Raw genomic sequence first — 12,127 nt, 5'->3', positions numbered from 1 at the left:
AGTTCGATAACCCTTTTGCTTTTATCTCATCTTGTCGCCGTTTATTGGTTTTATCTGCTTTTAGCTAGGTGACAGGTAGAATTCTCATACAGTTGGTTGAGCCAGCCACGTCCATGATATCGCCTTGAGTAATGATTACGAGATCACCAAACTTGAGGTGTCCTTTCTCTTTTAGGCAAGCAAGTGTTGATAGCGCAATGTCAAAGCTGTCTTTGGCTTCTGTCTCAAAATAGATAGGGGTTACGCCTCGGTACAAGGTACAACGGTTTAGTGTCCCTTCGTTACGAGACAGAGCGTAGATAGGCATATCAGCACTTAAACGAGACATCATCAAAGCAGTGCGTCCAGACTCAGTCAGCGTGACTACGCCTTTAATACCTTCCATGTGGTTAGCAGAGTAGATGGTTGCCATTGATACTGTTTCTTCCGCTGTCACGAAAGTGCGGTCAATTCGGTAGTTGGACTGATTGACGTTCGCCATTTTTTCAGCACCAACACACACTTCAGCCATCGATCTTACTGTCTCTACTGGGTATTGTCCGGCAGCGGTTTCACCAGACAGCATTACTGCATCAGTGCCATCAAGTACTGCGTTGGCAACATCCATTACTTCAGCACGGGTAGGCATTGGAGCGGAGATCATTGACTCCATCATCTGAGTTGCAGTGATAATAGTGCGATTAAGGGCTCTAGCGCGGCGTATAAGCTGTTTTTGTACACCGACCAACTCAGGGTCACCAATTTCTACTCCGAGGTCACCACGAGCCACCATGACAACATCTGAAGCCATTATGATGTCATCCATGTTCTCAACGGTCGATACCGTCTCTGCTCGCTCTACTTTGGCTACTAGGTGAGCTTCTAAGCCTGCTTCACGCGCAAGTTGGCGAGCGTGGTGCATGTCTTCGCCGTTACGAGGGAAAGAGACAGCGAGGTAATCGACTTGGATTTGTGCGGCGGTGACGATGTCTCGTTTGTCTTTGTCGGTCAGCGCTTCTGCAGAAAGCCCACCGCCTTTTTTGTTGATGCCTTTGTTGTTGGAAAGCGGGCCACCAATGATGACTTCGGTATGAACGCGGCAACCTTCAACCTTGGTGACTTTGAGTTGCACACGTCCATCATCAAGCAACAGAATGTCGCCAGCGGAAACATCATTCGGAAGCTCTTTGTAGTCGAGGCCAACGGCTTGCTGGTCGCCTTCACCCAAGCCTAGGCTGCTGTCGAGAGTGAACTCATCACCAACAGCCAGTTGAATTTTTCCATCTCTGAATGTCGACACACGAATCTTGGGACCTTGAAGGTCGCCGAGGATAGCGATTTGTGTCCCCAGTTTTTTAGCGATTGCTCTGACTTTTTCTGCACGTTGTATATGGTCGTCGCTGCTGCCGTGGGAGAAGTTCATACGAACAATATTGGCACCGGCTTTGATGATCTCTTCAAGCACGTTGCCTTTATCGGTAGAGGGGCCTAGCGTTGTGACGATTTTCGTTTTTCTTAATTCAGCTGTCATGAATACTCCTAGAGTGAGGCCAGTAATCTTTTTAAAAGACTGAATTAAGTATATGCATTAATTGATAATTTATTGGGAGCTAGGAGGATATTTCTGGATTTACTGTTATTTATTGAACTTGGCACTCAGGCGTGATGTTTTTTTATGAAAATTAAGTCTCAATTTATCGATGTGGGTGTTAACTTTTCTTAAACTATTTGACTAGATACACAAAGATTCATGTATATACGTGATACTGGTCACGGCGATATACCAAGTGACTTCACAATTACTTCGCAAAGTAAAAAAATTATCCCGTTGATGATTTTTGGAGCGTAAAATGTACATGGCTCAACCGGGCCATATTGATCATATCAAACAGGTCAATGCTGGTCGTGTATATAAACTAATTGACCTTAAAGGTCCTATTTCTCGTATCGATCTGTCCAAACAAAGTGAGTTGGCTCCGGCGAGTATTACCAAAATTACCCGTGAACTCATGGAAGCTCACCTTATCCACGAAACGACGGTTCAAGAAGCCACAACTCGTGGACGTCCTGCTGTGGGCTTGCAAACTAATAACGAAGGTTGGCAGTTCTTGTCGATGCGTCTTGGACGTGGGTATCTTACTATCGCGCTTCATGAATTGGGTGGCGATGTACTTATCGATACTAAGATCGACATTCACGAACGCGACCAAGATGATGTGCTTGCACGTCTTCTTCACGAAATCGACGAATTCTTCCAAACTTATGCTGAGCAGCTCGACAGGGTAACCAGTATCGCGATCACACTCCCTGGCCTTGTGAATTCAGAGCAGGGTATTGTGTTGCAAATGCCGCATTACAATGTCGAAAATTTAGCTTTGGGTCCTGAGATCTACAAAGAAACGGGCTTGCCGGTTTTTATTGCCAATGATACTCGCGCTTGGGCACTGGCTGAGAAACTGTTTGGTAACTCTCAAGACAATGATAACTCTGTCTTAATCTCCATTCACCACGGCTTAGGTGCCGGGATTATTCTTGATGGCCGTGTTTTGCAAGGTCGTCACGGCAATATCGGTGAATTGGGCCATATCCAGATCGATAAGGAAGGCAAGCTGTGTCATTGTGGTAACCGAGGCTGCTTAGAGACGGTTGCGAGTTCACAAGCGATTCGTGAGCAAGTGAAAGAGCGTCTAGCCAATGGTGAGGAATCCACGCTGACTGCTTTTGAAGATGTCACGATTGAGCAAATCTGTGCTGCTGCGGCTGATGGTGATCCACTAGCGGTAGAAGTGATTGAGCAGTTAGGCCGTTACCTAGGTTCAGCTATTGCGATTGTGATTAACCTGTTCAACCCAGAGAAAATCTTAGTCGGTGGTGTCATTAACCAAGCTAAGAGCGTTCTGTACCCTGCGATTCAAAAATGTATCGAAGAGCAGAGCTTGTCGGTTTACCACCAAGATTTAGAGCTGGTGGAGTCTCGATTCTACAAACAAGCAACGATGCCTGGTGCTGCGCTTATCAAGCAAGCCCTTTACGACGGTCAGTTGTTAATGAAAGTTATTGAAGGCTAACTCTTTTTCTCTTCTTTTAGCCTTCCCCCGAACCTTTCCATGTACTTAAGCTTTGTATAACAGCATTTGTTGTACTTAGTTTAAGCATTCTGTGCATTAGCGCTTTGCTTTAACCTATTGAAGTAGGCTATTGTAGCCACAGTTATTATTTGTCACTAAGGTGTTGTATGTCTGGCGTTTTAAATTCGGTTGATCAGAGAACGAAACTGGTTGGTGAAAACCGTCTGGAGCTCTTGTTATTCAGCTTAAATAGTCGTCAATTATTTGCGATTAACGTATTTAAAGTGAAAGAAGTGCTAAAAGTACCGGTACTTACTCGTTTACCTGGATCTCATCATCACATTACGGGTGTAGCTTCTTTGCGAGGCGAATCTGTGCCTGTGATTGATCTGCGCAGTGCCATTGGCTTTCCGCCATCTCGTGCTGAATCGCAAGAGAGTAACTTGATCATTACGGAGTACAACCGAACTGTACAAGGCTTTTTGGTTGGGCAGGTTCGCAATATCGTCAATACAATGTGGACAGAGATTCAGCCGCCGCCAAAGACAACGGGTCGCGCCAATTACCTAACCGCTATCACGCATATTCAAGAAGAAGATCAGCACAAAATCGTTGAGATCATCGACGTTGAGAAAGTGTTGGCTGAGATCATCGATTACGACGTCTCGATCTCTGAAGGTGTGTTAGATGAGCAGTTAGCTCAAGAGATGATAGGACGTAATGTGCTTATCGTTGATGACTCTTCAACCGCGCGTAACCAAATCAAAGGCACCTTGTCGCAATTGGGTTTGAACATTATTGAATGCTGTGACGGCTTAGAAGCTCTGAATCTACTTAAGGGCTGGTGTGATGAAGGCAAAGACATCAATCAAGAAATACTGTTGATGATCACTGATGCTGAAATGCCTGAGATGGATGGCTACAAACTGACTCATGAAGTGCGCTCTGATCCGAGAATGCATGACCTGTTTATTACGCTAAATACTTCATTAAGCGGAAGCTTTAATGAAGCAATGGTGGAAAAAGTAGGGTGTAACCGCTTTATTTCTAAGTTCCAACCAGACTTGTTGGTTGAGGTAACTCAAGAGCGTATGCGTCAGATTTTGTAAATTATACCGTCAGTCGGTTTGTTTTGAGTGACCTTATAGAAACGTTTGCTATTATTGACGCAGCATATTAATCGTCACGAAATATGCACCACTACTAACGTAACTTTTCACGCACAATCTAAGGTAGTTCCTCTTAATGATATGGTTAACGTCTAAAGTTGTAATGACTTTAAGCTTATTACTATATAGGGAATTTAAGAAAAGACGTACGGAAGCTGACGTTGAGGTATAACTCAACAATTTGAAATAAAGGGAGGCAGATGCTTCCCTTTTTCGTTTCTCTCTTTACCTAAATAAAACAGCGGCTTGAGTTATTAATGAAAGTCTCGCGACTTGGTTTTTAAGCCAACAATCTCATCGGTAATGTCGATAAGCTTCCCTGCAATCACATGTACCACTTCACCTTCTTTTTCTAGGATGCCTTGCACCTTTAACGCCTTAGCTGTGAGATACGCTTGCTGTTGAGCGCGCGCTGTTGCTCCCCAAACCACCACGTTAATATTGCCCGTATTATCTTCCAGTGTGACAAAGGTGACGCCAGCTGCGGTTCCGGGTGATTGCTTGCCAGTGACAAGACCAACAACGGTGACCATGGACTTGTGTCGTTGTTGTTTTAAGTCTTTCATATGAGTGAAGCGACCTAATCGGTTGGCTTCTTCCAGTAACGTGATGGGGTGTTTATTCAAGGAGATCCCAACACTGGTGAAATCCTCAAGTAAATCCTGCATCTCGCTGGGTTGTTGCAATCCTTGTTCGTCATGACCTTTTTCAAAGCTGTCATCGATTTGGCTGAACAAGGGTAGGTCAGAGGCCGAGTCCATTATCGCCCAGCGAGTTTGAAAGCGGTCACCTGAAACGTTGTGAAGCGCATTTGCTGAGGCAAGTAGCTCAATGTCTTTCTTGTTGATTGATAACTGTTTTACCTGGCTAGGGTGGCGATAACCCGAATGCGGCCGGTTAGCGAGTACACTCTGAATACCATGCTCACTCAAGCCTTTGATTTGTCTCATCCCTAAACGTATGGCTAAACCATTTTGCTGAGAGACAACAGTGTGGTTGTCTTGAGAGGCATTCACGCATACAGGAAGTATCGCCACATTATGTCGCTGAGCATCTTGTACCAATTGCGAGGGGCTATAGAACCCCATAGGTTGACTATTCAGTAAGGAGGCGTAGAAGCACTCTGGGTAATAGCACTTTAACCAAGCTGAACAATACGCGAGTACTGCAAACGAAGCGGAGTGACTTTCCGGGAAGCCGTATTCACCAAAGCCACATATCTGTTTAAAGATTTGCTCGGCAAACTCAATGTCATAGCCTCGCTTCTGCATGCCTTCAATGAGCTTGTTTTTAAATTTAAATACGTTGCCGTTTTTCTTCCAAGCGGCCATCGCGCGTCTGAGCTGATCCGCCTCACCACCTGTAAACCCTGCGGCGACCATAGCGAGTTTTATCACTTGCTCTTGGAATATAGGTACTCCCATAGTGCGTGATAGGACGGATTCAACCTCTTTCGAGGGATAGCTGATTGGCTCAATACCATCACGACGCTTGAGATAAGGGTGCACCATGTCACCTTGAATCGGACCTGGACGTACGATAGCGATTTGAATCACTAAGTCGTAGTACGTCCTTGGTTTGAGCCTTGGCAGCATGCTCATTTGTGCTCGTGACTCAATTTGGAATATGCCAACGGTGTCTGCTCGCTGAATCATGCCATACACCTGAGGATCATCTTTAAGGCGAGTGATCTCTGCGATCGTTAACGAGCGGCCATGAATACGCTTGATCAGATCGAAACACTTTCGAATTGCAGACAGCATACCAAGAGCAAGCACATCAACTTTAAGCAGTCCCAGAGTTTCAAGATCATCCTTGTCCCATTGAATAATAGTGCGATCGTGCATTGCTGCGTTTTCGACAGGTACCAATTCATACAAGGGACCAGAAGAGATCACGAAGCCGCCCACATGTTGGGATAGGTGACGTGGGAAACCGATGATTTCATTAACCAAATGTATAAACTGCTGGCCTTTTAAAGAGTCAGGCTGTAGCCCTAATAGCGTGAGTTGAGCCTGCCAACCTAGGCTTTTATGTCTGCGGTTGGTGTTCTTAATGAAGTAATCAAGCTGGGTCTCCTGTAGCCCCAAGGCTTTACCTACATCCCTTACTGCACTTTTGAAGCGATAAGAAATGACCGTAGCAGCAAGCGCAGCACGTTCTCGGCCATACTTTTTATAGATGTACTGGATGATTTCTTCGCGGCGTTCATGCTCAAAGTCGACATCAATATCGGGCGGCTCATCACGCTCTTTACTGATGAAGCGTTCGAACAGCACTGAGATCTGCCTTGGGTCGACAGAGGTGATCTCTAGGCAGTAACAAACCACTGAATTGGCCGCCGAACCTCGACCTTGATAAAGAATGCCTTGGCTTTTGGCGAACATGACGATGTCGTGGATCGTCAGGAAGAAGAAAGGATAGTCGAGCTCGTCAATAAGCCCTAGCTCTTTATCGATGATCTGTTGAATGTCACTAGGCACACCTTGTGGGAAGCGAGCCTGTTTGCCTTTCTCGACCAACATGCGCAGATAACTCATGGGAGTTTCACCTTGAGGGATCAGCTCATTTGGGTACTCGTATCGCAAGCTATCCAAATCAAAGTCACACAGTTCAGCAATACGATTACTCTCTTCTAGCCACTCTGTTTTAAAGATACGAGAGAGCTTATTGATGCTTCGCAAACAGCGCTCGGCATTCGCCAGTAAGTGACTGCCTACTTCGGTAATGGGCTTTTGGTATTTAATCGCAGTGAGTGAGTGCTGTAAGGGCAGACGGTTAGCATTGTGCATTAACACACCGCCGCAAGCCGTCATTGGCAGGTGATGGTGATGTGATAGTTCCACACAGTAATCGATGTACTGTTGATCGGTCTGTTTTAGGTGTCGTTGTAAACCAATCCACAATCGACCTGAGTGATGTTGAGAAAGCCATTGTCCCCAATGAGTATCTTCAGATTTTTGTTGAGGAAGCCACAGAATGAAACAGTGCTTAGCCGACATGATATCCCACTCAGAGAGCTGATAATGTCCTTTGCTGCTACGGCGTCTCGCGTTAGTAATAATACGGCACAGCTCAGCATAGGCCTTCCTATTTGGGCACAGCAAAACCACTTGGCACTCTTCATTTAGCCAAAACATGCTCCCGACAATCTGCTTGAGCGACAGTTTGTGTTGCTTGATTGCAGAGTGAACCTTAACGATACCTGCGACCGAGCACTCGTCGGTGACCGCGAGTGCTTTGTAACGTAAAAAGTCGGCCTGTAAAACCAGCTCTTCTGCGTGTGAAGCTCCCTCAAGAAAGGAGTAATTACTTTGGCAGAAAAGCTCTGAGTATTGCTGAGACATAACGTAATCTCACTTAATCAGTGTGAGTAAACATGATTGAAAAGGAGCGTTTAAATTGAGTCAATGTTGCGGGTTGGCGATTCAACTCTTTATTGGTTAGATGAATAAGTGTTGATTAGCTGAATAAGCCGTGTAAGAACCACTGTTTGTCTGGTGTTCTAAATACCCATAACCATCGACCGTTTTCACTGTGAGCAATAAAGTAGTCACGAATAATTTTCTCGCCATCCCACCATCCAGAAACAATCCGTTCAGGTCCCTGAGATAAGGTGACATTCTCGGTTAAGGCTTCTGGCTCCGGCAGCAAAATACTGGGCCTGAGGCGCTGCTGGTTTATGTTGAGAGTTGGCGCCGTTTGTTCCACAACCTCAACGTTGGCTTGTTTCTTTGCTACGGTTTTATTCAGGGTTGGAAGCGAGTAGCGATTGGCTTTTTCTGGCCTAGGATCCTGCTGTATTTTCGGTGTTTGAATGCATGCCTGTCCGAGCTTTGCCTGTAACAGTGACAGTAGATCTAACGCAGCAAGCGTTCCGGTATTGCCATCAAAAAGATCATGGTAGGCCATTTGAGGTTCTCCATGACGAGCTAACGAGAGAGTAAGCCCTTGAACGGGAGCTGTGAGCTTGAGTGACTCTAAGGTGAGATGGGTAAGGTTAGCCCACTTTTCAGCAAGGTAGTCGCCCTGTGCTGAATAGAAAGAGACATGGTGGTCGTCTTTATCCCTGAGATGCAGAGTTAGTTTTAGCTCAAACGCGACTCTGTCACGTAGCTTCAAAAAGCATTCCAGTTGATTCAATAATTTCAGCAGTGGCTTTTCGATAAATAGAATGTTCTCTATATCAAACAACAGCTCCAGATATTGCTGGAAGCTTTCTGGAGGATGATAGAAATCAATAGGATGTTTGAACTGCCCATTCAGACGACCAACATAATTGACTAAGTCGATATCAAAGCGACGTGCGACCTCTTGTAAAGGCAATTTCAATAGCTCTTCAACGATATTAATACCGACACGATTCAAGCGCTCAACTTGCTTAGGTGGCAACTCACTAGAACTCAATGCTTGTTGGTTAACCCAAATTTTCATCTGTTGAACATTGTCTGTTACTTGATTGATCGCTTGCTTACCTAAAAGGATTGCAGAAAGCGGTGAGTAACCCGTGGCAAAACGGAACTTAATGTTAAGGGTTTCAATATGGCTTTTGAGTTCATGCCAGTAGTTATCCAGCCCATCGTAAAGCGATAGCATGTTAGAAGCTTTAATCAATAAGCCATTGGGTGGCAATAGGGTCATATCGGAAGTCACCAGATAGGCCCATTGAGCTATCTCTTTCAGTTTGTTTTTCTCAAGTTCAATGCTGTAAGGGTGAACATGTAAGTGATGGCAAAGCGCCGCCGCTGACCCTAGTCCCATGCCCAGTGTGATACCTGATTCCAGTGCGGCTTGATTAGCTTGTAGCACACGATGATCTTTTTCATCCACGATGATAATGGGTTGCTCATGTGATTCTTTGTTTGAGCCCGATTCACTTGAGTTAAACAAGGTATCCAACTGCAGAGATGGAAAGTGCAGATACAGCCACAGCATACGCTAGCCTTGCTTCGCAATAGGAAAAGCCAGCACAGTATTATCAGACAAGGCACGGTGTGAGCTGTCAATGCCGATGATTTTCTCTGTTAGTAACGGCCAATTGTGGGTCATGTCGAGAATAAAGCTGCCATACGACCAGCTGCCTTTTCTTTTTGTTACCTCAACCTTTAACCCCTGAGCATGAGAAGAGAGCTTCATGCTTAAAGAAACGGGAAGGGATAATTGGTTATGGCTGGTGGATTTAAAGTGAAACTGCAGGCATTTGCCGGTTTCACTTGCTGCTTGCAGGCGCTTGGTTTGGTGGATTTCGAGATCGGCTCCCCATAACAATACAGAATGACAAGCACCACTCTTGAGGCATTGCTCAGCAGCCCATAATGCATCGAGATCGCGTTGAGGCTCTATCACCAAGATGTTATCAAGTTCGACTCCTTGGCTACTAAAGAACTCGGCACAGATCTTCCCTGGCGGGTTAATGAATATGGCCAGTTTTTGTGAGTTTTGCTGAGCTAAGTAGGGCGTAAGCAGACGAAGTTCGCCGATCCCTTGTTGTGATTCAACTTCAATAACGCCGTGTGTCGGAAAGCCACCATCAAGCTGCTTATCCAATTGCGGATAGCCTGTTGAAGTGGTACTTCCTAGCGTTGTTGATTGTAGCCCTTTCCAGATTAGCTGGCGGTCTTGTAAGTTTTTTATGAGTTCATGCATAATCAAACACCTGTATATTTATACAGTATATTTAACAATGAAAAAGATGCAAAGCAAAATGATGAAAATCAAAGGAACTAAGTTTTAGATGCTTGATTTAGATACAAAAAAAGCCGCTATTAAAGCGACTTTTTACGATTGGTTATAATATCAACTACTTAGGTTGAGCGTCGATACATTGGCCATTAATGTCTGTCACACTTGGGTTCATTAAGTGTAGGTACAGTGGGATGATGTCCAGTGGCGTTTTTAGCTTGTTCGCATCTTCACCTGGGTACGCTTTTGCACGCATGCGTGTTTGAGTGCCGCCTGGGTTGATCGCATTAACACGGATGTTGGTGTCTTCAAGCTCATCCGCTAGGATTTGCATCATACCTTCGGTAGCAAACTTAGAGATCGCGTAAGTGCCCCAGAATGCACGGCCAGAGTGGCCAACGGTAGAAGACGTAAATACGATACGACCTGCATCCGCTTTCTTAAGAGCAGGAAGAAGTGCTTGAGTCATCAAGAACTCAGACTTCACATTGATCTGCATAACATCATCAAAAGTCTCTTCATCAATCTGCTCAAACGGGCTTAGAGTACCGAGAACGCCAGCGTTATGTAATAGACCATCTAAACGACCGAACTGTGACTCAATGGTTTCAGCCATATCAATGTAGTTCTGTTTTGTCGCGCCTTTTAGATCTAATGGGATGATCGCAGGCTGTGGGTAACCAGCACTTTCGATTTCATCGTAAATAAATTCAAGGTTTTTAACATTGCGGCCTAGCAGAATAACTGTCGCGCCATGTTGAGCGAAGCTTAGTGCTGCTTGACGTCCAATACCGGCACCAGCACCAGTAACCAAAATTACTTTATCTTTGAGGGCATCTGTAGAGATTGGGTAATCCACTGTGCTTATCCTTCTTTCTTTTATTATGTTCGCCATTCCATTGATGTTTAATCACACAGATAACCGCAGGAATGATGAGAAATTCTTGGTAATCGTGACAAGATGGTTACAATACACTAATTCATACATTAGGGGATATGACATTGGAATTTTTGTTGGACTACGGCTTGTTTTTAGCCAAGATTGCGACCGTTGTAATCGCCATCATCGCAATTTTAGTCATTGCTAAATCTGTGGGTGGAAAATCAAGCGCGATTAAAGGTGAGCTGGAAATCACGAACCTATCTGAACACCATAAACAGACAATCGAACAATTAGAGCACCATCTACACGATGATGCTTTCATCAAAGCCCGTGATAAAGCAGAAAAGAAAGCGGAAAAAGAGAAAGTAAAATCACGCGGTAAAGAAGTGAAAAAAGCAGCGAAAGAGGGTGAGCTTGATAGCAAGCGTGAACCACATCTATTCGTTCTTGATTTTAATGGCAGCATTGATGCGAAAGAAGTAGCTTCATTACGTGAAGAGGTAACGGCGGTTTTGGCTGTTGCTCGTGAAGGCGATGAAGTATTACTTAAGCTTGAATCTGGTGGTGGCATGGTTCACGGCTACGGTTTGGCATCTTCTCAACTTGATCGTATCAAAGCGGCAGGTCTGCCTCTGACTATCTCGGTAGACAAAGTGGCGGCAAGCGGCGGCTACATGATGGCCTGTATTGCAGACAAAATTGTGTCAGCGCCTTTCGCTATCGTTGGCTCTATTGGTGTGATCGCTCAATTGCCAAACTTCAACAAACTGCTTAAGAAACACGATATTGAGTTCGAGCAACTAACAGCAGGTGAGTACAAGCGCACACTGACTATGTTTGGTGAGAACAGCGATAAAGCACGTGAGAAGTTTAAAGAAGAGCTAGAAGAGACACATGGTCTATTCAAAGACTTCATTCGCGACCACCGTCCAGCACTTGATCTTGATAAAGTGGCGACGGGTGAACACTGGTTTGGTACGCAAGCTCATGAACTTGGACTAGTGGATGAGATTCGCACTTCTGATGACCTAGTTGTTGAAGCATGCAAAGACAAGACAGTGCTAGCGATTCACTATGTACAGAAGAAAAAGCTATCGGATAAGCTCGCAGGCGTGGCAGGTAAATCTGCAGACAGCGTGCTGATGAAGCTGATTGAACGCGGCCAAAAGCCGATTGTTTAATAGTGTTTGTTTAAGACGCTAGAGCTCAAGAAGCAAGAGCCAAAAGAAGCTTAAAAGGAAAGCGCATAAGTCTAGGACTTATGCGCTTTTTTGTTGCTCCACTTCCGAGCGAGTGACCACTATGTTGTAGGGGGAGCGGAGTCTTATACTCATCACCGATTAACA

At 45.0% G+C, this 12,127-nt stretch carries 8 protein-coding genes; 3 read left to right on the top strand and 5 right to left on the bottom strand.

Going from position 1 to position 12,127, the window contains the following annotated elements; translation table 11 throughout:
• Positions 1–64: 64 nt before the first annotated feature.
• Positions 65–1,510 (bottom strand): pyruvate kinase, encoded by a 1,446-nt coding sequence (gene pyk / locus BTO10_RS16860; RefSeq protein WP_105025303.1) that lies wholly within the window; start codon positions 1,508–1,510, stop codon positions 65–67.
• 319 nt (positions 1,511–1,829) lie between these two features.
• On the opposite strand from pyk, the gene mlc reads away from it, so the two are divergent.
• Entirely contained in the window at positions 1,830–3,047 is a 1,218-nt protein-coding gene (gene mlc / locus BTO10_RS16855; protein ID WP_105025302.1) for a sugar metabolism global transcriptional regulator Mlc, read from the top strand.
• A 167-nt stretch (positions 3,048–3,214) separates the two neighbouring features.
• A complete protein-coding gene (locus BTO10_RS16850) occupies positions 3,215–4,156 on the top strand; it encodes a chemotaxis protein CheV (RefSeq protein WP_004737394.1) in 942 nt (313 codons plus the stop codon).
• 314 nt (positions 4,157–4,470) lie between these two features.
• Here the strand turns inward: BTO10_RS16850 and BTO10_RS16845 are convergent, their stop codons facing one another.
• From BTO10_RS16845 to BTO10_RS16830, 4 genes are all read right to left on the bottom strand, one after another.
• Positions 4,471–7,563 carry an error-prone DNA polymerase gene (locus BTO10_RS16845; RefSeq protein ID WP_105025301.1) on the bottom strand — a complete coding sequence of 1,031 codons (3,093 nt, stop codon included), beginning with the start codon at positions 7,561–7,563 and terminating at the stop codon, positions 4,471–4,473.
• 115 nt (positions 7,564–7,678) lie between these two features.
• On the bottom strand, positions 7,679–9,151 hold the full coding sequence (locus BTO10_RS16840; RefSeq protein WP_105025300.1) for a Y-family DNA polymerase: 1,473 nt from the start codon (positions 9,149–9,151) through the stop codon (positions 7,679–7,681).
• A 3-nt stretch (positions 9,152–9,154) separates the two neighbouring features.
• Positions 9,155–9,862 carry a translesion DNA synthesis-associated protein ImuA gene (imuA, locus tag BTO10_RS16835; RefSeq protein WP_105025299.1) on the bottom strand — a complete coding sequence of 236 codons (708 nt, stop codon included), beginning with the start codon at positions 9,860–9,862 and terminating at the stop codon, positions 9,155–9,157.
• 154 nt (positions 9,863–10,016) lie between these two features.
• Positions 10,017–10,757 carry a YciK family oxidoreductase gene (locus BTO10_RS16830; RefSeq protein WP_004737398.1) on the bottom strand — a complete coding sequence of 247 codons (741 nt, stop codon included), beginning with the start codon at positions 10,755–10,757 and terminating at the stop codon, positions 10,017–10,019.
• Positions 10,758–10,900: 143 nt separating this feature from the next.
• Here BTO10_RS16830 and sohB point away from each other — a divergent pair, with 143 nt between their 5' ends.
• A complete protein-coding gene (gene sohB / locus BTO10_RS16825; RefSeq protein WP_004737399.1) occupies positions 10,901–11,962 on the top strand; it encodes a protease SohB in 1,062 nt (353 codons plus the stop codon).
• Positions 11,963–12,127: the final 165 nt, after the last annotated feature.

Origin of the sequence: Vibrio chagasii (assembly GCF_002954585.1) — a bacterium.
Lineage (GTDB): Bacteria > Pseudomonadota > Gammaproteobacteria > Enterobacterales > Vibrionaceae > Vibrio > Vibrio chagasii_A.
The sequence above is the reverse complement of the archived record's forward strand: the minus strand, read 5'-3'. Positions and strand labels throughout refer to the sequence as shown.